Below are 22,302 nucleotides of genomic sequence, written 5' to 3' on the forward strand. Positions count from 1 at the left end.
AGAATCAGAATAAAAAAAGCCGATACATTTCTATATCGACTTGATTGTAATTCAATTTATAATTTTAAATATGTAAAGCACGGTCGCCTGTAGCAGCAAGGGCGGCTTCTTTTACAGCCTCAGCATAAGTTGGGTGAGCGTGACTCATTCTTGCGATATCCTCAGCACTGGCACGGAATTCCATAGCCGTAACCGCCTCGGCGATAAGGTCTGCGACTCTAGCACCAACCATGTGTACGCCCAAAACTTCATCGGTTTTCTTGTCAGAAAATATTTTTACAAATCCGTCTACATCACCACTAGCTCTGGCTCTTCCCAAAGCACGCATCGGGAATTTACCAGTATTGAATTCGATATTTTCATCTTTGAGCTGGTCTTCATTTTTTCCTACGGAAGCCACTTCTGGCCATGTGTATACCACATTTGGGATCAAGTTATAATCAATATGTGGTTTTTGTCCTGAAATGACTTCAGCTACAAAAGTTCCTTCTTCTTCGGCTTTGTGAGCAAGCATTGCACCTTCGATTACATCTCCGATTGCGTAAATATTTTCAGTAGAGGTTTGTAATTTTTTATTAACGACTACTTTGCCTTTATCATTGATCTCTACGCCAGCTTTATCGGCATTTAAGCCATCTGTATAAGGTCGTCGACCTACAGAAACCAGGCAGTAATCTCCTTTAAATTCTACTTCTTTACCGTCTTTATCATCTGCTTTCACAATGACTTCGTCGCCGTTGCGCTCCACAGATTTTACTTTATGGGAAAGTTTGAATTTAGCTTTTTGCTTTTTCATGGCCTTCATCAGCTCCTTGCTCTGGTCTTTGTCCATGCCCGGAATGATGCGGTCCATAAATTCTATAACGGTGACTTCTGCGCCGAGTCTTTTGTAAACCTGACCAAGCTCAAGCCCAATTACTCCACCCCCGATCATGATAAGGTGTTTGGGGATTTCCTTTAGTGAAAGAATTTCGGTAGAAGTGATGATTCTTTCCTTGTCAATTTCCAGGAAAGGTAAGCTAGAAGGCTTACTCCCTGTAGCGATGATGGTGTGCTTAGCTTCGATTTCGGTTTCTTCACCATCAGCATCAGTAACTATAATGTGAGTTTTATCTTTAAAAGATCCAACACCCTGTAAAGATTCAATATTATTTTTATCCATGAGAAAGTCTATTCCTTTGGTTGTCTGATCTACAACGCTAGACTTTCTTTTCATCATATTTTCCAGATTGACTTTTACTTCACCGGAAATATCGATACCATGTTCTTCAAAATTTTTGATAGCTTCTTCATAGTGGTGAGAAGAGTCCAGTAAAGCTTTAGAAGGAATACAACCTACATTAAGGCAAGTTCCGCCTTTGGTCGTATATTTTTCAATAATAACAGTTTTTAAACCTAGCTGTGCACAACGTATGGCTGCTACATAGCCTCCAGGTCCAGAGCCGATTACGGCTACATCATATGTGTTCATAAAATGAATTTTAATTTCTAAATAAAGTATTACAAATTTACACCTTCTGTCATAAAGGGCAATTGATTCCCTTCAATTCCTTGTTAAATTCTTGGATGATTTCTAGTTGTTATTTTCTTACTTTGAATTTGTTTGCTAAGAAACTCAGATAGTATCAATCTTATAAGTTAGCCTTTTTTAAAGAAATAAGAGTCTGGTTATAAATTGATTATAGCTTGAGTTGGATAAAACTAATGCTTTGCTTTGTGAAATAAGCCACAAAATTGTAACATTACGTCGATTTTAAATTCTTGACATGAGTGAATCTGTAAACGCGACCGAAGAAGACCCGTCCAATAACAAAATAAGGCTAAGCATCTGGCAGGCTTTAATTCCTGTGATTGCTCTTATTGGAATGCTGGCTTATAATGTTTTTATTTATGGAGACGATTCACTATCAGGTTCTAATCAATTTATATTACTTATGGGTGCTGCTGTAGCAGCAATTGTTGGGGTTTCCAAAGGAGCTAAGTTTGAAGCTATGATAGAGGATGTTGCCAAGAATATAAAATCTACAACCGAGCCTATTTTAATTTTATTGATGGTCGGTGCCTTGGCTGGAACTTGGCTACTAAGCGGGATTATACCAGCTATGATTTATTATGGTTTACAAATTTTAAACCCTACTATATTTCTCGCAGCTTGTGTCATTATTTGTTCGATTATTTCGATTGCTACCGGGAGCAGTTGGACGACATCTGCCACTGTAGGTATTGCTTTAATTGGTATTGCAGAAGCACTAGATATTTCTGTTGCGATGACTGCTGGTGCCGTATTATCCGGTGGTTATTTTGGAGATAAATTATCACCAATGAGTGACACTACCAACCTTGCTCCTGCAATGGCTGGGACAGATTTATTCACTCACATAAGGTATATGACACTGACTACCGTGCCTACAATCATCATCACGTTGATTGTTTTTGTCATAATAGGTCTGAATCTTGACACAGCAGGTCAAACTAATCCATCGGAAATTCTGAATAGTATTGAAGCTTCTTTTAATGTTTCTGGATGGTTGTTTGTAGTCCCGGCCTTAGTTATTATACTTATCATTAAGAAAACCCCTCCGTTGATAGCCCTACTTATAGGAACTCTTCTGGCAGCTGTCGCAGCTCTTTTTTTTCAGCCAGATTTAGTGAAGTTAATTGGAGGAGGAGAATCCCTTACTTTTGAAACTGCTTACAAAGGGATTATGAACGCTATTACGGTAGATATTGTTATTCCTACAGAAAATGAAATTTTACAAGGTTTATTTTCAGCTGGAGGTATGGCAGGAATGTTAGGAACTATTTGGCTGATTATTTGCGCTATGGTTTTTGGAGGAATAATGGATGCCATTGGAGCTTTAGAGCGCATAAGTGAAGCTCTTCTGAATTTATTTACATCTACGTTTGGCTTGTTTTTTAGTACAGTTACGAGTTGTTTGGCATTAAATGCTACTGCATCAGACCAGTATTTGGCTATAGTGGTTCCAGGTAAAATGTTTGCAAAAGCTTATGAAAAAAAGGGGTTAGCACCAGAAAATTTAAGCCGAACATTGGAAGATTCTGGAACAGTAACTTCAGTTCTGGTTCCATGGAATACATGTGGAGCTTATCATAGCGGAGTTTTAGGTGTACCGGTAGTTGATTACTTTTTCTATGCTATATTTAACTATTTGAGCCCTTTTGTAACTTTGTTTTTTGCTGCATTCAATATTAAAATAAGACAACTGAGAAAAAAATAAATTATGAAGTTAGATATATTAGCTATAGGTGCTCATCCCGATGATGTTGAATTGAGTTGTTCTGGAACTTTAGCTAAGGAGATAAAAAAGGGTAAAAAGATTGGAATTTTAGATTTAACTCGTGGGGAATTAGGTACTCGAGGAACCGCTGAAACTCGAGATAAAGAAGCTGAAAATGCGGCTAAAATTCTTGGTGTAAGCATGAGGAAGAATCTTGAATTTAGTGATGGATTTTTTACAAATAACACAGCCCATCAACTTGAAATCATTAAAGTCTTAAGAAAATATAGACCTGATGTTATTTTATGTAATGCTATTCACGATAGACACATAGATCATGGGAAAGGCAGTCAACTCGTGAGTGACTCTTGTTTCTTAAGTGGTTTGAAAAAAATAGAAACCATTTTTGAAGGTAATTCTCAAAAGGAATGGAGACCAAAACATGTTTACCACTACATACAATGGTATGACATAAAACCAGATATTGTAGTGGATATTACTGGTTTTATGGATAAGAAAATAGAGTGTATTAAAGCTTATAAAACCCAGTTTTATGATACACAGAGTAAAGAACCTGAAACACCAATTTCCAGTTCTAATTTTTTTGATAGCATTACTTACAGAGCAAGAAATCTTGGTCGAATCATTAATACTGAGCATGCTGAAGGCTATACAGTAGAACGCTATCCGGCGGTAGACTCGATATTTGATCTGATTTAATTTTAGTTTCTAAATTTTAAATAAAAACCCACTAGTCAAATGATTTGAAAAGTGGGTTTTTATTTAAGTAGGAATCCAGGAAATAACATTTTAGACTGATTTTTTTCTTAAATTTATCATCCTTGATTTGAATTTATGTATTGAAAGTTACTTAAAAATCTTATCGATAATTAACCTAAAAGGCAAAAAAAAATCAGTAAAAATGAATGACGAATCACTTCAAAATACTTCAGAACAGGCTATAACCCCTGAAAAATTGAATTATCTCAAAGAGTTAACTCAGCATTATTATAATATCGATTCACTTGCAAAATATATGGATGTTTATAGGATTTCTAAAAATGATCCAGAGGATTTTTGGAACACCATTGCTGAGAGAAATTTTGAATGGAGAAAAAAATGGGATTCTGTCTTAAAATGGAATCCCAAAAAAGCAGAGGTGACCTGGTTTGAAGGAGCACAACTTAATATTACTGAAAATGCTATCGATAGACATTTGGAAACCAGAGGTAATAAAACAGCGATTATCTGGGAACCCAATGATCCAGAAGAAAAGACACTCTATATCAGCTACAACGAATTATCGAAGCGCGTCAATAAAATGGCAAACGTGCTAAAGAAAAACGGTATTAAAAAAGGAGATCGCGTTTGCATTTATTTACCAATGATTCCTGAACTAGCTATTGCCACCCTAGCTTGTGCCAGGATAGGAGCAGTGCACTCTGTAGTATTCGCAGGATTTTCAGCTTTAGCTTTATCTTCCAGAATTAATGATTCAGAATGTAAGATGCTAATTACTGCTGATGGTTCTTATAGAGGTTCTAAAAGCATTAATTTAAAAGGTATTGTAGATGAAGCTATGGGGGATACACCTTCAATAGAATGTGTATTAGTAGTTAAGCAAACTTCATCAGACATTGAGATGGTCAAAGATCGAGACATCTGGCTTCATGATGAATTGAATCAAGTGGATGATAAATGTGAAGCAGAAGTGATGGATGCAGAGGACACACTTTTTATTTTATATACCTCAGGCTCTACAGGAACACCCAAAGGCATGGTACATACCACAGCTGGATATATGGTTTATACGGCGTTTTCGTTCAAAAATGTATTTCAATACCAAGAAAATGATGTGTATTGGTGTACTGCTGATATTGGCTGGATTACTGGACACTCCTATATTGTTTATGGACCTCTATTAAATGGAGCTACAACGCTTATGTTTGAAGGTGTTCCTTCTTATCCAGATTATGGTAGATTTTGGGAGATAGTTGAGAAACATAAGGTAAATCAGTTCTACACAGCCCCAACGGCTATAAGGGCTTTAGCAAAACAGGATGTTGAGTTTGTAGATAAGCACGACATATCTTCTTTAAAAGTTTTAGGAACTGTGGGTGAGCCTATTAATGAAGAAGCCTGGAACTGGTATTATGAAAATATTGGAAAGAGAAAATGTCCAATTGTAGATACATGGTGGCAAACAGAAACGGGCGGAATTATGATTTCACCAATACCTTTTGTAACTCCAACTAAACCTACTTTTGCAACGCTTCCTTTACCAGGCATCCAGCCATCTCTAATGGATGATAAGGGAGAAGAGTTAAAAGGTAACTCTGTGTCTGGTAAACTTTGTATTAAGCATCCGTGGCCAAGCATGGCTAGAACTGTTTATGGGAATCATCAACGTTATATAGATACTTATTTTTCAGCCTTTGAAAATTTGTATTTTACGGGAGATGGTGCGCTTAGGGATGAAGTAGGTTATTACAGAATTACAGGTAGAGTAGATGATGTGATTATCGTATCTGGGCACAACTTGGGTACAGCACCCATAGAAGATGCCATCAATGAGCATCCCGCTGTAGCGGAATCTGCCATAGTAGGTTTTGCTCACAAGGTTAAAGGGAATGCTTTAGCTGGATTTGTAATTCTTAAAAATGAAGGGGAATCTCGAGATAAACAAAATTTGAGCAAGGAAATCAATCAGTTAATTTCAAGTAAAATTGGGCCTATCGCTAAGTTAGACCGTATTCATTTTGTGTCTGGTTTGCCCAAAACTAGAAGCGGAAAAATAATGCGTAGAATCATGAGAAAAATTTCCTCGAACGAGGGTGATCAAATTGGAGATATTTCCACTTTGCTTGATCCTGATATTGTAGAAGAAATTAAGGAAAAAGTTCAGCCTTTCTTGAATGAAAAATAAATCAATTTCATTTGAAAATGATTTGATAAGATTTATTGTCTATTTATAATCCTAAGAAGTTGAATAGGTTATGAATCATATCATATATTTTTTTTGTTATTTATCAAAATCGTTTTGTAGAATGCATTTTTATATTAAATTTGCAACGTCTTAAAAGACAACTGGTGGATGTAGCTCAGTTGGTTAGAGCACTGGTTTGTGGTACCAGGGGTCGTGGGTTCGAGCCCCATCTTCCACCCAAAAAAAAGGTCTTATCAATTTGATAAGACCTTTTTTAGTTTTTACACACTTTGGATTATCTCATAATCTTACTTGGAAAAACAACAACACTTTCGTGGCCGTCTTTATCCACGGCTGCTACTCCAAAGAAAAAATTATCGATGATAATGCCATCGAGTGTCACTTCATTTGTATTTTCTACATATCTGAAATGATCCCAGGTTGGGGAGGTGGTCGATCTCCAGTAAATTTTGTAACCTTTCACATCATCAGGATTTTTTTGTTCCCATTTTAATTTCACAGAAGGCTCTACAATTCCACCTATAGCAACCTCAGTAGGAGCTTGTGGAGCCCATGCCAAACTTGCCATTGAAATGGCATTTACAGCGGTTAATTTCTCGACGTAATCAAAATTGACGTGTTCAATGACATCTCCGTAAGCAATACCGCTTTCCATTCTTATATCTTGATGTTGTTGATTGTAATTTTCGTGAGCTTCCATAATTCTAATACCTGGAAATCCTAAGTCATTGAATGGTTTGTGATGACCACCACGTCCGAAACGGTCTAGACGATAGATCATAATTGGATTCATTTCTGGCATATATGTACTTGTAGTTTCATAAACATATCTGGCCAATTGTCTGGAAGCTCCATCGACTTCACCACCATAGAAGCGCTTCATTTGTCTTTCTCTATCTGTCTCTGTTGGATTGTGAGCTTCACTGAAAATTCTAAAACTTCTATTATCAATCACACCATCAACACCTTCAATGTTACCTATCATGTCGTTATTCAAAATTCCAATGATATTCCACTCGTTTTCTTTAGCGTATTTAGCTAAAAATTGTCCTCCGTACAATCCTTGTTCTTCTCCGCTTAGACCAACATATACAATACTATGATCAAATTCATATTGAGAAAGAACTCTAGCTGCTTCCATAGCCCCTGCCATACCTGTAGCATTATCATTAGCTCCGGGAGCATCAGTTTCAAAATCCTGTGTATCAGAAGCTCTGGAATCGATATCGCCACTCATAATGATGTATGAATTTGGATATTTTTTTCCTTTCTGGATTGCAACTACATTAAGAACTTCTGCTGTTTTTGGTATCCTATTTCCATCTGCTGGAGTAACGGTTTCACCCTGAAAGAAAACATCCAGACAAGAATTACAATTTGAAGATATTTCTTCAAACTCAGATTTAATCCAGCGTCTAGCAGCGCCAATTCCTCGGGTATCACTTTCAGTTTCACTAAATGTATTTCTAGTTCCAAAATCGACAAGATTTTGAACATAATATTCAAGTTTTTCAGCAGATACATTATCAACAATATCGTAGATTTTAGTATCTACTTGAGCATAAAAAACTGTAGTCATTGTTAAAAAAGCAATTGTAAGTGTAGTTTTCATGAAATTATATTTTTGGCTCAATTTACTACAATTTTAAAGGAATAAAAATTTTAAGAGCTAAGTGGGTTTGTTATCTTTGCGCCTTCTATAGACAAATATTATGAAGATTTCTTACAACTGGTTGAAGCAATTTCTAAAAACAAAATGGACAGCGGAGGAAACCGAAGTCTTACTCACGGATTTAGGTCTTGAAGTTGAAGGTATTACAGATTTTGAATCCATAAAAGGTGGACTTGAAGGCATTGTTGTGGGACATGTAGAGTCTTGTGTGCCTCATCCTAATGCAGATCGTTTAAATCTTACAAAAGTTAATATTGGTCAGGATCAATTACTTTCTATTGTTTGCGGCGCTCCTAACGTTGCTCAAGGCCAAAATGTTCCAGTGGCTACAATTGGCACAACTCTTTACGATGAAAAAGGGCAGCCATGGCCAATTAAGAAAGGAAAAATACGTGGAGAAGTAAGTGAAGGTATGATTTGTGCCGAAGATGAGATCGGTATTGGAAATAGTCATGCAGGAATTATGGTATTAGACAAAAATCTGATACCTGGAACACCGCTCAATCAAGTGTTTTCAGTAGAGAAAGATCAAGTCTTTGAAATTGGACTCACACCCAACAGAGCAGATGCCATGAGTCACTGGGGAGTTGCCAGAGATTTGAGAGCTGGATTAATTCAGAATGAAATAAATATTCCTTTAGATACACCATCCGTAAGTAGTTTTCACGTAGATAATAGAAGCTTAAGAGTTTCAATATCAGTTAAAAAACCAGAGTTGGCTCCAAGATATTGTGGGGTAAGTATTTCTGGGTTGGAGGTTAAAGATTCTCCGGATTGGTTAAAAAATAGACTGAAAGCAATAGGAATAAATCCTAAAAATAATATCGTTGACGCTACTAATTACGTTTTACATGAACTTGGTCAACCTCTTCATGCATTTGACCTGGATAAAGTCAAAAACAATAAAATAGAAGTAAAAACTCTAAAGTCTGGTACTAAATTTACGACTTTAGATGGTATTGAGAGAGAGCTTCACGAAGATGATCTTATGATTTGTGATTCAAAAAAACCACTTTGTATGGCTGGTATTTTTGGAGGAAATGAGTCTGGAGTTACAAAAAGTACAACTGATATTTTTCTTGAAAGCGCATACTTCAATCCAGTAAGTATAAGAAAAACAGCAAAGCGTCATGGATTAAATACTGATGCTTCATTCCGTTATGAAAGAGGAATAGATCCAAATATTACAGAGTTTGCTTTGAAGAGAGCAGTTATTCTCATCCAGGAGATAGCTGGTGGAGTTGTTTCTAGTGATATAGATGATTTTTACCCAAAGAAGATTGAAGATTTTCAAGTATTTCTAACTTTTGATAAAATCAATCATTTGATCGGTCAAGAGATAGATACAGGTGTAATCAAAACTATTTTGACATCACTAGATATAAAAGTGAATAATGTTTCTGAAAGCGGCTTAGGGCTAACTATTCCTGCCTACAGAGTAGATGTTCAACGGGAAGTCGATGTGATTGAAGAGATTTTAAGAGTTTATGGCTATAATAATATTGAATCTGATAGCAAATTCAATGTTTCTGTTGCTAACTCTTCTATTTATGACGATTATAAAATTCAGAATAAATTAGCAGATCAATTAGTGTCTCAAGGATTTTATGAAATCATGTCAAATTCACTGACAACAAGGGCTTATGTGGAATTGGCAGATGATCTGAAAGAAGAGCATAACGTAGATATACTCAATGCTCTTAGTAATGATTTAGGAGTAATGAGGCAATCCATGTTATTTTCAGGTTTAGAATCTGTGAGTTATAACATCAACAGAAAGAAAACAGATTTAAAGTTTTTTGAACTTGGAAAAACATATAAAAATATTGAGGGTGAATATCTTGAAACTAAGCATTTGTCCCTTTTTATAACAGGTTCAAAAACTAAAGAATCATGGACTCTTGCTCAAGAAAGAACCAATTTTTTTGAATTGAAAGGTTACATTGAAAGAATCTTTGATAAGCTTGGATTATCTAATCTGGACTACCAATCAGTTGAATCAAAATCAATTTCAGAAGGTCTTACGGGTAAATTAAATTCTAAAACTATCGTAGAATTTGGTAGAGTAAAGACTGGTATTCTAAGGCATTTTGATATTGAACAGGAAGTACTTTTCGCTGATATTAACTGGAGTAATGTTCTTGATAGTTTGGGGAGAAAGCAATTAAAAATTAAAGAAATACCTAGATTTCCTTCGACTCAAAGAGATTTTGCTCTGTTATTAGATCAAACAGTTAAATTCGATGAACTTAAAGAATTGGCTTTCATGACAGATAAGAAAATCTTGAAAGAGGTTGATTTATTCGACGTTTATGAGGGAGATAAACTACCTGAGCAGAAAAAAAGCTATGCGCTTCGCTTTAAGTTTATGGATGATAAGAAAACTCTTACCGACAAACAAGTAGACAAAGTGATGAAGAAATTGCAAACTCAATTTGAAACAAAATTCAATGCTTCTTTAAGGTAGAAAATAAAAACTTTATATTTAATCCCTAAGCGCAATGCGACTTAGGGATTTTTTTTGAAACAATAAGTAATGGATCTAAATGATGATTTTGTAAAGAAAATGATTGAAGAAGTTATTCCTATCCACAAGTTTTTAGGATTAGAACTACTTCACATCGAAAAGGATTTTGTGAAAGTAAAAGTCCCTTTTAGGCCAGAAGTGGTTGGAGATATAAGATCGAACAGATGGCATGGTGGAATAATCACTACAGTTATGGACTCTGTAGGTGGTATTGTGGGAGGTACTCATTTGAGCTCAATAAAAGATAAAATGGCAACAATAGATATACGAGTCGATTTTCTGTCTCCGGCATACGCTAAGCCGATTATAGTTGAAGGTAGAACACTAAGGCTGGGTTCAAGAATTTTTGTAGCGAGTATGAAATGTTATTTGGAAGATGATCCAGAACATGAGCTTGTTGCTGAAGGACGCGCAGTTTACAACTTTATTCGTCTTAATCAAAAAGCTTAAGAGATTGAATTAATACTTAATAGGTGTTAAAATTTCAATCTCTAATTGTCTGAACTTAACTTACTTGTTACTTTTATATCGAATGTTGAAAAAGATATATGATGTTTCCAAGAACAAACCTTAAAACCCAATTGAATAAAGCTAAATTCAAAACAACTTCTAATGAAGATATTTTGAAACAGGTTTATGAAGTTCTAAAAGATGTTGATGATAAAAATGATGAGATTTTAGATAAGATAACTTCTGGAGATTCTATAGATTCCAATGATTTTGATTTTGATAAGCTAGAATCTAGCGAAATATTTCATATTGATCAAATAGAACAAATTTGCGTCAACTACAGATTGAGATTTTTGGATTCAAAGTATTTCAAAGGTAAATTACCTTACGAAGCAATTTCCAAGATAAAAACCTTAGAAGAGGAGCATGAAACGAATTTAAAAGGATTTAAAATTATGGCTCCATCTAAATTATTTAAATTGGAGAATGCAGATGACCCTCTTTTATTTGCTCCTATTGGAAATGAATACTATTACTTGATTCACAAGTGGGGTAATGATTTGAGTCCTTTTCGTAGGATCATGATGTGGCCTTTCAAAACCTTCGAAAATTTTATGTTCTTTGTGTTTATATGTGCATTAATTTGCACTTCTCTAGTCCCAAGCGGTTTTTTCATGAGCGAAGATAATCTAAGAACAGAATTCATTTTGCTTTTTTTATTTATGTTCAAATGGATAGGTGGTGTTGCCCTTTATTACGGATTTGCCAAAGGGAAAAATTTCAATACTGCTATTTGGAGAAGTAAATATTACAATGCTTAAAAGATAGACATGATTATTATTCAATTTATACTTCGCCAATTATCTCCCAATATATTCTGTGGATTTCTTTTTAAATCCTTTAAAGCCAATTTTAAAAAGTCTTTAGTTAAAAAGTATATACACCGAAAACATGCTAAGGTTTCAAAGAGATGTGCTTTAAAATCTAAGTGTATAGCATAATTCCATATTCATTTATGTTTACTATTTTAGCCGGATTAAAATCTTAAACCGATATTCACTCTATTTTTAAATTTAAAAAATAATGACACACGCAGACCTTTTAAAGGTTACTCAAGAATTTGGTAGCCCAGTTTATGTTTATGATTCAGAAAAGATTACAAATCAATATAAACGTCTTACCGATGCTTTCAAAAAGGTCAAACACTTGCGTCTTCACTATGCCGTAAAGGCGTTATCAAACTTAAGTGTACTTAGATTATTCAACCAGTTAGGTAGTGCGTTGGATACTGTGTCTATTCAAGAAGTTAGGTTGGGAATTACAGCTGGATTTGATCCTGCTAAAATCATCTTTACACCCAATGGCGTTTCAATGGAAGAATTGGAAGAAGCTGTTGAACTTGGGGTACAAATCAATATTGATAATTTACTTATTCTTGAACAATTTGGTGCGAAACATCCTAAAGTTCCTGTTTGTATCCGTATAAATCCACATGTTATGGCGGGGGGAAATACCAATATTTCGGTAGGTCATATTGACTCAAAATTTGGTATTTCTATTCATCAGATGCCTCATGTTCTTAGAATTGTAGAAAATACTGGCATGACCATAAATGGTATTCACATGCATACAGGAAGTGATATTTTGGACATTGGTGTTTTTCTTCACGCAGCAGAAATATTATTTGACGTTGCCGCTCAATTTAAAAACCTTGAATTTCTAGACTTTGGTAGTGGCTTCAAAGTTCCTTACCATGAAGGTGATATCGAAACAAATGTTGAAGAACTGGGAACAAAACTTACCAAACGTTTCAACGAGTTCTGTAAATCTTACGGAAAAGAATTAACGCTGGCTTTTGAGCCTGGGAAATTTCTGGTAAGTGAAGCTGGATTCTTTTTAGCTAAAGTAAATGTTGTAAAGCAAACAACTTCCACCGTGTTTGCTCAAATTGATTCAGGCTTCAATCATTTGGTTCGTCCAATGTTCTACGGATCAAATCATGAAATAATAAACATTTCACACCCCAAGCGAAATAAGAGATTTTATTCAGTTGTTGGTTATATCTGTGAAACAGATACGTTTGCAAATAACAAGATGATATCTGAAATAAGCGAAGGCGATATTTTAGCTTTCAAAAATGCTGGAGCTTATTGTTATTCAATGTCTAGTAACTATAATTCAAGATTTAGACCTCCAGAAGTTCTATGGCATAAAGGTAAAGTACACTTGATAAGACAAAGAGAAACTTTTGAAGATATTGTAAGAAATCAGATTGAAGTAGTCTTATAAAATAAAAACACAGTAACAAAAAAGATAGAACTATTCAGTTTTATCTTTTTTGTTTTCAAAGCTTTGTGATCCTTTTTTCAACCAAGCCAGATATGCTTTTGAAGATGGCTCATAACCTATGGTTTCATTTAAAATCTCTAAATCAGGTGATAATAAAACGTAATAGGGTTGTGAGTTATTTCTAAAATTCAATGTTTGGAAAGTTGCCCACTTATCTCCAATGGTTCTAATTTTCTTTACAGAACCATTACTTCTTTCAAAATTAAATCGGTTTTCTTCTTCCAGTTTAGCTTTATCGTCTACGTAGAGAGAGATAAGTATATAATCGTTTTTGATGATTTCAAAAACTTCTGGAACACTCCATACCTGTTCTTCCATTTTTCTACAGTTTACACATGCCCAACCAGTAAAATCTAATAGAATAGGTTTATTTTGAGCTTTTGCAGCTTGTAAACCTTTATCAAAGTCTTTATAGGCTTTCAATCCAAGCGGCCCTTCAGTTTCCTTATCATAAATACTGTAAAACAGAGGAGGAGGAAAGCCACTCAAAAATTTCAGGTTTGCATTAGGACTATTCGTGAGTCCAGGAATTAAATAAATGACAAAACCCAGAGTGAGTATTCCTACAAAGATTCTTCCTTTGCTCAATTTCTGAAGTGGCCCATCATGAGGGAATTTTAGTTTTCCGAAAAGGTATAAAACCATGGCAATTCCAATTAAAATCCAAATTCCAATAAACACTTCTCTTTTTAAAATCCCCCAGTGTTCTACTAAATCTGCATTTGATAAAAACTTGAAAGCAAGTCCCAATTCTAAAAATCCTAATACAACTTTCACTGTATTTAGCCAGCCACCACTTTTTGGCAAAGAATTGAGCCAGTTTGGAAATAATGCAAACAATGCAAAAGGCAAAGCCAAAGCCAAGCCAAATCCTCCCATCCCGAAAGTCAACATCGTTGCCCCACCATCTGCTGTGAGTGAACCTCCAAGCAATGAACCTAAAATCGGACCAGTACATGAAAAAGAAACCAAAGCAAGCGTAATTGCCATAAAAAAGATACCTATAATTCCTCCCACGCTTGTAGCTTTTTGATCAAGTCGACTACTCCAGGAATTTGGTAAGGTTATCTCATAATAGCCGAAAAAGGAAAATGCAAACACAATGAAGATGACAAAAAAGATAACATTCAAGATTGGGTTTGTAGAAATGCTGTTTAGAATTTCAGGATTAACAGAGTCTAGTAAATGAAATGGAACACTTAGCAACAAGTAAATCAGAAAAATAAATACGCCATACATGATGGCATTAATCAGTCCTAGTTTCTTAGTTCTTGCTCCTTTTGTAAAAAATGAAACTGTTAAAGGAATCATTGGAAAAACACACGGAGTCAGCAAAGCAATAAGTCCTCCTACAAAGCCCAAAAGGAATATGGTAAAGTTACTGTCCTGCTCTTCTTCTGAGTTTATTTGGAATTCACTTTCTCCTTTTAGATTCAGTTTTAACGCTTCAGTTTTAGTTTTATCCTTGCTTTTTATTTCGATAGCTTCAGTTTCAGAGACTTTCAAATTAAAATTGTCAATACTAAAGTTGAACCGCTTTTGATCTTGAGGTAGGCACATTTCATCATTACAAATCATGAAAAGGATTTCAAGATCTAGTGAACCTTCATTTGCTTTAATTTTAAAATCCTGTTCAAAAATCACTTCATTCTCAAAATAGGTTAAATCTGTTTTGAAGATTTCATCAAACTTAGTAATGCCTTCGGGTTCTTTGGTAGAACCTATTTTTTCTAAAACTAAAGTATTATATTCAAAATTGAATTCTGTAGGAATTGGTCCGTTTTCATCTTCTTTTAATTTTCTTTGAGAGGGGAGATGCCAGCCTTCGTCTACCTGAGCGGTAATAAAGACTGTATAAATACTATCTGATTTTTTTTCTACTGAAGATTCCCAGCTAGAAGGGTTTATTGAATTATCCTGTTGTTCAAAACCAAATTGAGCCCAAGATTGAGCTGAAATAAGCAGCGAAAAAACTAATAATAGATATGTTTTAATCATTTAAAATTTCAATTTTGAGGATATCCTCAGTTGTAGGTTCTACTTTATATCTTTCATCTATTCTTAAATTTAAAACCCAGATAATATCTTCATTTCCATTACATAGTAAGAGTTGGGAGGATTTAAGATGTGGGCTGATTTTTTCATCTTTCAAAAAATCACTCAACTTCTTTTTGCCCTTCATGCCAAACGGGTAAAAATAATCACCATTTTGTACAGATCTTAGACTTAAGGGAAACTTAAGTTTTGATTTATCTATGTAAGCCACACTTGGATTTAAAACTCCAATTTTTTTTACATCATTAAATTCTAATTTAAAATCACCTAAGTCAACATCGATTTGGTCCTTTTCAATTTCAATTGGTTCTAATCTCTTACCGGAGTTTGAAGTCAAGACTAATTTTTGTCGATTTTTCACTAATAAGTGAGTAGAAGATTTAACTTGTTTCCCGGTTTGGGCTTCAAGCAAATGATACACATCGTCCCATTCTGCAAAACCAAAACTCTCTAACAATTGATATAAAATAGCTTTTTGATTTGGGAAGCTGTTTAGCTTTTCAATATCAATTTCATAACTAGCTTCTTTTTCTTCGACTAATTTTTTAAAAAGTAAATTAGTATAATCTTCAATGAGAAGTTTGGAATCTTGTAATTTCTGGAGACTAGATTCAAAATTGGACAAAAATTGAGGATTTAAGTTTGTCAATTCAGGGACAACTTGATGTCTGATTTTATTTCTTAGATACTTCGATGATTTATTGCTTTGATCTTCTCTCCATTCAATATTATGTTCAATAGCAAAGTTTTTAATTTCATCTCTTGTAAACTTGAGAAGCGGTCTTCTTATATATTTATTTTTACTTGGAATACCTATGAGTCCTTTGATCCCAGTAGATCGGCTTAGATTGATTATAAAAGTTTCGAGACTGTCGTTAAGGTGATGAGCAGTGATCAAATAGTTGTAATCCGTAGTATTTATTAATTTACTAAACCATTCGTATCGTAAGTTTCTAGCGGTTACTTGGATTGAATCTTTGTGATTTTCTGCAATTTCTTCAGTATTGAATTCTTTGATAAAAAACTTACACTCCAACGAATTAGCAAGATCTTCAATAAAGTGAGCATCTTTATCACTTTCATCTGCTCTCAGTTTAAAATTACAATGCGCCAGAGCGAAATCTAATTTCAAATTTGAGCACAAGTGAGCCAAAACCACAGAATCCACACCACCACTTATGGCGATGATGAAAGGATTCTCCACCAATTCAGGAAACTCAGATTCTATATGTTGTTGAAAATAGTTTAGCATACTTAGAAAACACAAAATTACTCTTTATTGCTCTAATCTTCTGTAACTGTAGTCGCATTAACAACATATTGTAATGCTTTCCCTTTCACTAGACACTCTTCATATTCACGTTCAGGATCGGCAAGCGATGTAAGAGCGCTTCCAACCATGTAAGATAGATACTTTGTCTCGGAATTATAAAGTAAGGTGCGGATAACAACATTAAAATCAAAATCATTTTCAGGTGTGATATATCCAATTGCGCCACTATAAAGTCCACGTTTTGTTGACTCATATTTTTCTGCAATTTTTATAGCCGAATGTTTGGGAGCTCCAGTCATACTTCCCATTGGGAATAATGATTCAAGTATTTCTGTAACTGAATAGCTTGATTTTACTAAAGAAGTAATTGTAGATATCATCTGATGTACTTGCTCAAAAGAATAGATTTCGCAAAGCTCCTCAACGTTTACAGTACTTTTGGTTGCGGTTTTAGATAAATCATTTCTCACTAGGTCTACAATCATGATATTTTCTGAAATTTCTTTCGGGTCGTTCTTTAAATCAGACTTGAGCTTTTCATCTTCGCTTATCTCTTTTCCGCGTTTTGAAGTCCCTTTTATAGGCTGAGATATTAACTTATCATTTTCTTTTCTAAGAAATCGCTCTGGACTGGCACAAAGCGCATAAAAATTTTCCAGTTTTAAAAAAGAAGAAAATGGAGCTTTTGAAGCCAAATTTAAATTGCTGAAAGTTGCATAAGGATCTATTTCGGCATGTTCCCTAAAGAATTCTTGGCAAAAGTTGACTTCATAAATATCACCTCTTTGTATGTGGCTGAGAACTTGCTTTGCTTTGGAGACGTACTCTTCCTTCTGCCACCTTGGTGAGAATTCCAGTAGCTGAGACTTAGATTTAGGAATTTCAGCTTTTAAAATAGAATTAAAATCATCTTCTATCTCGTCATCTACCATCTTAAGGTAATGGGCTTCAATAATATCATCTTTAAGAAGCCATATTTTTTTTGGCTGGATAAAATAGAGCTCAGGGAATAAAAGATGATCTTCATTTTTGGAAGTGATAGATTCAATATCATTTTTTAAATCATAGCTGAGATATCCAAACAACCAGTCTTTAGTCTTGCTTTGATATTCATTTAGTTTTTCAAAAGCATAGAGATCATCAGATTTTAAAGCTGTAAAGGCGTCAACAGCGAGAATGGCTTCATAGTTTTGATACAAGTGCTCACTTTGATTGGAATCTAGGTAAATAATTTCATTAGACTTTTGTCCCCAGGCTAAAAGTTTTTGCTCAAAATTTTTTCCTGCTAAAGATTTATGAAAAAGTTTTATGGTTCTCAATTCTGTTATAAATCGTTTTCTAAATTAGTAATCAAGGATTGTAGATGAGCTTTATATGTGTCAGTTAATCCATCTTCAGAGAAATTTTTATTGAAAAGCGGCAAGCTAAATTGGTGGACAACTTGTCCGCCAAATTTATGAAAGTTCTCTGTAGTATATTCCAGACTGGACTGAGCGCCACCTTCACCAGGTGAGGTTGACATAAGAAAAATAGACTTATCTTTCAGGTAATTACTACTTGCCCTTGACAACCAATCTGTGATATTTTTAAAAAATGCCGACATAGCCCCATTGTGTTCATTTACAGCTACTATTAGCGTATCAGCTTTTTCAATTTTCAATTTTAATTCCTGAATATCTTTCGGTATCCCTTTTGAATTTTCAAGCGTTTCAGAGTAGATAGGAATCTCAAAAGCTTTAAGATCTATATAATTTACTTCGTTTTTTTTAAAAAAATTTAAGGCATATTTTAATAGTTTGTCATTTATAGATGTTTCTGAATTTGATCCTGTAAAGGCAATAATTTTCGACATTTTTATTTTTTAGTAAAAATACATAAAATAAAAAATCCACTATTTCTAAGTGGAAATACTGGATTTATTTTAAGTCTATTTTTAATATTAATCTAGATAAATCAAACATTGTTTCAATGAAGGATTTTTTCGCATAAGACTAATGATAAAGCTTTTAAGCTCATCAAGTTCATAAGGAAGCAAACGTTCTGTTGCTTTCTTCAATTCCTTGCAAAATAAGTTAACATCAAAACTTACTTTTTTCAAAATTTCTTTAGTGTACTCAAACATTGCTCTAGGCATGATTTAAAGTTTTAAAATTAAGTAGAAATGTATCATTCAAAATTTTTGTGAATATAATAATCTTTAGGTGTATATTTTATGATATTTATCATTTAATTATTCAATATTTATAATTAATTTATTTTTTTCTTACTGTCCATTGGAATTTAAATTCTGAAACTACATCACCCTTTTCGTTTCTTGCAGTAGAAGTCATCCAGAATTTTTTACCTTCAGAATCAATTAGGCATTCTTTGATATTATTTTTTACTAAATCCATATCTTCACAAGTAAAGGTGATTTTTCCTTTAGCTTTCTTGTGAAATGATGAAGAATTTTCCTGTACCAGCATAGAAATCTTTTCTCCACTTTCGTTTATTTCTTTCATTACAATAGCTCCAGTGCTTAACTCTGCTGCCATTGCTTGTACTGCGAAATACATACTATTGAAAGGGTTTTGGTTGATCCATTTGTGAGTTACAGTCGTGATACAATTTTTTTCATCTATGGTATTTAATCTAACACCACATAACCATGCAGAAGGTAATTTTGTAAGTAAAAAAAGATTAATTTTTGAGGGTGTAAGCTTCATTTAAGCATTTTTTTCAAATTTAAAGTTAGTCATTTATTTAATTCAATTCACATATTTAAATAATTTTTGAATATCAATAAGGTTTAATTATTTCATTCAAAAGCAACTTAAATCCTCTGTTTTTAGTGGTGATTTGTGTTTTTTCCTCTTTCATTTCAATTGGCTTTGTTGTTAATTATATATTAAATTATATTACTATGCATTGCAAAGTAGTGTCTAAAAGATATATCTTTGCTATGTATTATTTAAAAGGCGATTATGAAAATTGAAAACACTAAAGCTCAAATGCGTAAGGGAGTCCTAGAGTACTGCATTTTGTCGGTGCTTAGCCACGACGATGCCTATGTTGCTGAAATCCTTGACACATTGAAGTCTGCAAAGTTACTTGTGGTAGAGGGAACCATTTACCCTTTATTGACTAGGCTTAAAAATGCAAAGCTACTATCTTATAGATGGGAAGAGTCTACTGGAGGTCCGCCAAGAAAATACTATGGACTTACTGAAGAAGGTAAGGATTTCTTAAGCGAACTTTCAGAAACATGGATAGAACTCAGTTATGCTGTGACAAAAATTACTTCAAAAAAACAAACTAACGATGAATAAGACAATCAACATTAACCTAGCAAACGTATTTTTTCACATCGATGAAGATGCGTTTATTAAACTAGATAGATATCTTAAAACTATAGAAAGTTATCTAGCTAAAGAAGAAAGCAAAGACGAAATACTTCAAGATATTGAAGCTAGAATTGCTGAGCTTTTTACAGAATCAATGGTACATGAAAAGCAGGTCATTAATCTTTCTCAAGTAAATCAAATGGTTGCCATAATGGGAGAACCAGAGGCGTATAAGATCGATGATGAGGATGACTCTACATCAACTTCGTCTAAATTCAGACCTTCCAAAAAGCTTTACAGAGATATTGAGCGAAATTATATCGGCGGGGTCTCAGCGGGTCTTAATCATTATTTAGGACTCAATCTTCTTGTGATCAGATTTATTTGGGTTTTTTCAGCTTTATTTTCATTCGGAGCTACGGTTGCTATTTATGCTATTCTTTGGGCAGTAATTCCTGCAGCAAGAACAACTTCTCAAAAGCTTGACATGCAAGGTGAACCAGTGAATTTGACAAATATAGAGCGTAAGGTCAAAGAAAGTTATTCCAAATTTGCAGATAAAGTTGGAGATATAGATTACGATAAGTATGGACAACAAACCAAGTCTGGAGTGACGAAGTTTTTTGATGGTTTGGGAGAAGTTCTGAGGGCTTTAGGTGTTTTTATATCTAAGTTCTTAGGAATCATTCTGTTGATTATCTCTGGAACGGTTTTGATTGGATCTATGATTTTTCTGTTTAGTTTTGGAACTATTTCCATTTTCGAACTTGGCGATTTCAATCAAATGGAATTATTCTCCCTTGGAATTCCTTACTGGATTCAAGTAGTTTTATTTTTTCTGGTTGGAGCAATTCCATTTTTCTATCTGCTTGTTTTAAGCTTGAAACTTCTTTTTTCAAATCTAAAATCGATTGGAAAACTGACTCATATCACTTTGATAGGGATTTGGATCCTTTGCGTCATCGTTATTACCACTTTAAGTATAAAAAGAGAACTTGAAGTAAGTTTTGACGCAGATGTAGTAGAGGTGAATTCATTGGCTCTTGACTCTGGAGATACTTTGAAAATCAATATGAATGCAAACCTTCTGTATGATGATAATTTCAAACAAAGCAGGCAACAGAAAATTGTAAACGATGATTCCGATTCTTCAAAGTTGTATAGTTCAAATGTTTATGTGAATTTTAGAACATCAAATGACGAGGAGTTGAAGATAAGAGTTACAAAAAAGAGTTATGGTTCAAGTGAAAGAAAAGCTAGAGAAAGGGCTTCTTTAATCGATTATGACTATGAAATGGATAATTCAATTTTAAAACTCGACAACTATTTTCTGACTAAACCAGAATTTAAGAAACAAAATCTAAAAGTAGAAGTCACAGTTTATATTCCTGAGAACCAGGTTATTTATTTAGATAAAAATCTCATGGATTTTAGTAGAGTTAGGAACTTTAAACGTTCAGATTACAACACGTATTTAGGTTATGATCAAAATACTTGGAAACCTATGGATAGCATTATTAAAATCGACTCTTTATCAATTCAAAACTAAAATTATGAAAACTATTACTTACTCATTATTATTTAGTCTTTGTTTCTTGTTATATAGCTGTACTTTCAATATTGATTATCCTGAAAAAATAAAGGGTAAAGGCGAAATCATCACAGAACAAATTGTATTGGAATCTTTTAAAAACGTTGAACTCAAAAGAGGTTGGAAAATCATCCTAAAACCTGCTTCTTCAAACTATATGGTTGTGTCAGCCAATGAAAATCTTTTTGAAGTTCTTGAACATGAAAATAAAGCTGGAAACCTAGTGATAGGATCATCTAAACAAATTTCAAGTGCAGATTCAAAACAGATTACACTGTATTTTACTGACAAGCTGGAGTCTTTAAAAGTATCTAGCGGAACCAAAGTAAGTTCTCCGGAGCAATTAAATTTCGATGATATCAATTTAGATCTTTCAAGCGGGAGCGAAGTAACTTTAGATTTGAACGTAAGGTCTTTAGATTTAGAAACATCAAGCGGCTCTGAGGTTACTTTAGTTCTAAATGTAGATGATTTATTTGTAGATAGTTCGAGTGGTTCTTCTGCCAATTTAGATGTGAATGGTATTTCAACTCAAGTTGAATCATCTTCAGGCTCTGATGTTTTTCTGAAGGGAAGTAGTCGTCAATTTGAAGTCAGAACTTCAAGTGGGTCTAGTGTAAATTCAAAAGCATTTGAATCTGAAAAAGTTACTGCAAAAGCTTCTTCTGGATCTTCAATTTCTGTTTACCCAATTGAAGATCTCAAAGCAGAAACGAGTAGTGGCGGAGCTGTTTATTACTATAATAAGCCTTTAGGAAGTTTAGATTTGAATAAATCAAAATCTGGTGGATCCATAAAACTGAAATAAAACCTGACTATTAAATGTATTTCTTATGATTACGCTTGTTAAATTAATTGTTATTTTTCTAACTCAGT

At 34.0% G+C, this 22,302-nt stretch carries 18 protein-coding genes and 1 tRNA gene; 11 read left to right on the forward strand and 8 right to left on the reverse strand.

Going from position 1 to position 22,302, the window contains the following annotated elements:
- Positions 1-64: 64 nt before the first annotated feature.
- Positions 65-1,471 carry a dihydrolipoyl dehydrogenase gene (gene lpdA, locus ACFQ0R_RS11305; RefSeq protein WP_379658487.1) on the reverse strand — a complete coding sequence of 469 codons (1,407 nt, stop codon included), beginning with the start codon at positions 1,469-1,471 and terminating at the stop codon, positions 65-67.
- A gap of 295 nt (positions 1,472-1,766) precedes the next feature.
- Between lpdA and nhaC the strand changes: the two genes are divergently transcribed.
- The 4 genes from nhaC to ACFQ0R_RS11325 all read left to right on the forward strand — a co-directional run bounded on the left by nhaC (position 1,767) and on the right by ACFQ0R_RS11325 (position 6,404).
- Positions 1,767-3,239 (forward strand): Na+/H+ antiporter NhaC, encoded by a 1,473-nt coding sequence (nhaC, locus tag ACFQ0R_RS11310; protein ID WP_379658488.1) that lies wholly within the window; start codon positions 1,767-1,769, stop codon positions 3,237-3,239.
- Between the two features lie 3 nt (positions 3,240-3,242).
- A complete protein-coding gene (bshB1, locus tag ACFQ0R_RS11315; protein ID WP_379658489.1) occupies positions 3,243-3,959 on the forward strand; it encodes a bacillithiol biosynthesis deacetylase BshB1 in 717 nt (238 codons plus the stop codon).
- Between the two features lie 202 nt (positions 3,960-4,161).
- Positions 4,162-6,165 carry an acetate--CoA ligase gene (gene acs, locus ACFQ0R_RS11320; RefSeq protein WP_379658490.1) on the forward strand — a complete coding sequence of 668 codons (2,004 nt, stop codon included), beginning with the start codon at positions 4,162-4,164 and terminating at the stop codon, positions 6,163-6,165.
- A gap of 163 nt (positions 6,166-6,328) precedes the next feature.
- A tRNA-His gene (locus tag ACFQ0R_RS11325) sits at positions 6,329-6,404 on the forward strand.
- A gap of 56 nt (positions 6,405-6,460) precedes the next feature.
- On the opposite strand, the gene ACFQ0R_RS11330 is transcribed toward ACFQ0R_RS11325, so the two are convergent.
- Positions 6,461-7,798 carry a M28 family peptidase gene (locus ACFQ0R_RS11330; protein WP_379658491.1) on the reverse strand — a complete coding sequence of 446 codons (1,338 nt, stop codon included), beginning with the start codon at positions 7,796-7,798 and terminating at the stop codon, positions 6,461-6,463.
- A gap of 100 nt (positions 7,799-7,898) precedes the next feature.
- Here ACFQ0R_RS11330 and pheT point away from each other — a divergent pair, with 100 nt between their 5' ends.
- From pheT to lysA, 4 genes are all read left to right on the forward strand, one after another.
- On the forward strand, positions 7,899-10,325 hold the full coding sequence (pheT, locus tag ACFQ0R_RS11335) for a phenylalanine--tRNA ligase subunit beta (RefSeq protein WP_379658492.1): 2,427 nt from the start codon (positions 7,899-7,901) through the stop codon (positions 10,323-10,325).
- A gap of 69 nt (positions 10,326-10,394) precedes the next feature.
- The gene (locus tag ACFQ0R_RS11340) at positions 10,395-10,835 is read left to right on the forward strand and encodes a hotdog fold thioesterase (RefSeq protein ID WP_379658493.1); all 441 of its coding nucleotides are present in this window, start codon (positions 10,395-10,397) and stop codon (positions 10,833-10,835) included.
- A 98-nt stretch (positions 10,836-10,933) separates the two neighbouring features.
- Entirely contained in the window at positions 10,934-11,656 is a 723-nt protein-coding gene (locus tag ACFQ0R_RS11345) for a hypothetical protein (protein ID WP_379658494.1), read from the forward strand.
- A gap of 262 nt (positions 11,657-11,918) precedes the next feature.
- Positions 11,919-13,124 carry a diaminopimelate decarboxylase gene (gene lysA, locus ACFQ0R_RS11350; protein ID WP_379658495.1) on the forward strand — a complete coding sequence of 402 codons (1,206 nt, stop codon included), beginning with the start codon at positions 11,919-11,921 and terminating at the stop codon, positions 13,122-13,124.
- A gap of 30 nt (positions 13,125-13,154) precedes the next feature.
- Here the strand turns inward: lysA and ACFQ0R_RS11355 are convergent, their stop codons facing one another.
- From ACFQ0R_RS11355 to ACFQ0R_RS11380, 6 genes are all read right to left on the reverse strand, one after another.
- Positions 13,155-15,182: a protein-disulfide reductase DsbD family protein gene (locus ACFQ0R_RS11355; protein ID WP_379658496.1), complete on the reverse strand. Its 2,028-nt coding sequence runs from the start codon at positions 15,180-15,182 to the stop codon at positions 13,155-13,157.
- Positions 15,175-16,491: a tRNA lysidine(34) synthetase TilS gene (gene tilS, locus ACFQ0R_RS11360; protein ID WP_379658497.1), complete on the reverse strand. Its 1,317-nt coding sequence runs from the start codon at positions 16,489-16,491 to the stop codon at positions 15,175-15,177. The genes ACFQ0R_RS11355 and tilS overlap by 8 nt, the downstream gene beginning before the upstream one ends.
- 32 nt (positions 16,492-16,523) lie before the next feature.
- Positions 16,524-17,831, reverse strand: coding sequence for an anthranilate synthase component I family protein (locus tag ACFQ0R_RS11365; protein ID WP_379658498.1), 1,308 nt, complete (start codon positions 17,829-17,831; stop codon positions 16,524-16,526).
- Positions 17,832-17,836: 5 nt separating this feature from the next.
- Positions 17,837-18,364 (reverse strand): NADPH-dependent FMN reductase, encoded by a 528-nt coding sequence (locus ACFQ0R_RS11370; RefSeq protein WP_379658499.1) that lies wholly within the window; start codon positions 18,362-18,364, stop codon positions 17,837-17,839.
- A gap of 87 nt (positions 18,365-18,451) precedes the next feature.
- Entirely contained in the window at positions 18,452-18,646 is a 195-nt protein-coding gene (locus ACFQ0R_RS11375) for a hypothetical protein (RefSeq protein ID WP_379658500.1), read from the reverse strand.
- Positions 18,647-18,764: 118 nt separating this feature from the next.
- The gene (locus ACFQ0R_RS11380) at positions 18,765-19,217 is read right to left on the reverse strand and encodes a DUF4442 domain-containing protein (RefSeq protein WP_379658501.1); all 453 of its coding nucleotides are present in this window, start codon (positions 19,215-19,217) and stop codon (positions 18,765-18,767) included.
- A gap of 258 nt (positions 19,218-19,475) precedes the next feature.
- Between ACFQ0R_RS11380 and ACFQ0R_RS11385 the strand changes: the two genes are divergently transcribed.
- From ACFQ0R_RS11385 to ACFQ0R_RS11395, 3 genes are read left to right on the forward strand one after another with little or no spacing between them, the layout of a single operon-like run.
- Entirely contained in the window at positions 19,476-19,820 is a 345-nt protein-coding gene (locus tag ACFQ0R_RS11385) for a PadR family transcriptional regulator (protein ID WP_379658502.1), read from the forward strand.
- A complete protein-coding gene (locus ACFQ0R_RS11390; RefSeq protein ID WP_379658503.1) occupies positions 19,813-21,384 on the forward strand; it encodes a PspC domain-containing protein in 1,572 nt (523 codons plus the stop codon). Before ACFQ0R_RS11385 ends, ACFQ0R_RS11390 begins: the two co-directional genes overlap by 8 nt.
- Before the next feature lie 4 nt (positions 21,385-21,388).
- Positions 21,389-22,234, forward strand: a complete 846-nt coding sequence (locus tag ACFQ0R_RS11395) for a GIN domain-containing protein (RefSeq protein WP_379658504.1) — start codon at positions 21,389-21,391, stop codon at positions 22,232-22,234.
- Positions 22,235-22,302: the final 68 nt, after the last annotated feature.

This window comes from Psychroflexus salinarum (genome assembly GCF_042677225.1).
GTDB classification, from domain to species: domain Bacteria; phylum Bacteroidota; class Bacteroidia; order Flavobacteriales; family Flavobacteriaceae; genus Psychroflexus; species Psychroflexus salinarum.

Excerpts from the sequence above, each read along its gene's own strand:
- ACFQ0R_RS11355 (WP_379658496.1), bottom strand. The coding sequence starts at position 15,182 with ATGATTAAAACATATCTATTATTAGTTTTTTCGCTGCTTATTTCAGCT.
- pheT (WP_379658492.1), top strand. The coding sequence starts at position 7,899 with ATGAAGATTTCTTACAACTGGTTGAAGCAATTTCTAAAAACAAAATGG.
- ACFQ0R_RS11390 (WP_379658503.1), top strand. The coding sequence starts at position 19,813 with ATGAATAAGACAATCAACATTAACCTAGCAAACGTATTTTTTCACATC.
- lysA (WP_379658495.1), top strand. The coding sequence starts at position 11,919 with ATGACACACGCAGACCTTTTAAAGGTTACTCAAGAATTTGGTAGCCCA.
- ACFQ0R_RS11385 (WP_379658502.1), top strand. The coding sequence starts at position 19,476 with ATGAAAATTGAAAACACTAAAGCTCAAATGCGTAAGGGAGTCCTAGAG.
- acs (WP_379658490.1), top strand. The coding sequence starts at position 4,162 with ATGAATGACGAATCACTTCAAAATACTTCAGAACAGGCTATAACCCCT.
- ACFQ0R_RS11340 (WP_379658493.1), top strand. The coding sequence starts at position 10,395 with ATGGATCTAAATGATGATTTTGTAAAGAAAATGATTGAAGAAGTTATT.
- ACFQ0R_RS11375 (WP_379658500.1), bottom strand. The coding sequence starts at position 18,646 with ATGCCTAGAGCAATGTTTGAGTACACTAAAGAAATTTTGAAAAAAGTA.
- ACFQ0R_RS11380 (WP_379658501.1), bottom strand. The coding sequence starts at position 19,217 with ATGAAGCTTACACCCTCAAAAATTAATCTTTTTTTACTTACAAAATTA.
- ACFQ0R_RS11370 (WP_379658499.1), bottom strand. The coding sequence starts at position 18,364 with ATGTCGAAAATTATTGCCTTTACAGGATCAAATTCAGAAACATCTATA.
- lpdA (WP_379658487.1), bottom strand. The coding sequence starts at position 1,471 with ATGAACACATATGATGTAGCCGTAATCGGCTCTGGACCTGGAGGCTAT.
- nhaC (WP_379658488.1), top strand. The coding sequence starts at position 1,767 with ATGAGTGAATCTGTAAACGCGACCGAAGAAGACCCGTCCAATAACAAA.
- ACFQ0R_RS11395 (WP_379658504.1), top strand. The coding sequence starts at position 21,389 with ATGAAAACTATTACTTACTCATTATTATTTAGTCTTTGTTTCTTGTTA.
- tilS (WP_379658497.1), bottom strand. The coding sequence starts at position 16,491 with ATGCTAAACTATTTTCAACAACATATAGAATCTGAGTTTCCTGAATTG.
- bshB1 (WP_379658489.1), top strand. The coding sequence starts at position 3,243 with ATGAAGTTAGATATATTAGCTATAGGTGCTCATCCCGATGATGTTGAA.
- ACFQ0R_RS11345 (WP_379658494.1), top strand. The coding sequence starts at position 10,934 with ATGATGTTTCCAAGAACAAACCTTAAAACCCAATTGAATAAAGCTAAA.
- ACFQ0R_RS11330 (WP_379658491.1), bottom strand. The coding sequence starts at position 7,798 with ATGAAAACTACACTTACAATTGCTTTTTTAACAATGACTACAGTTTTT.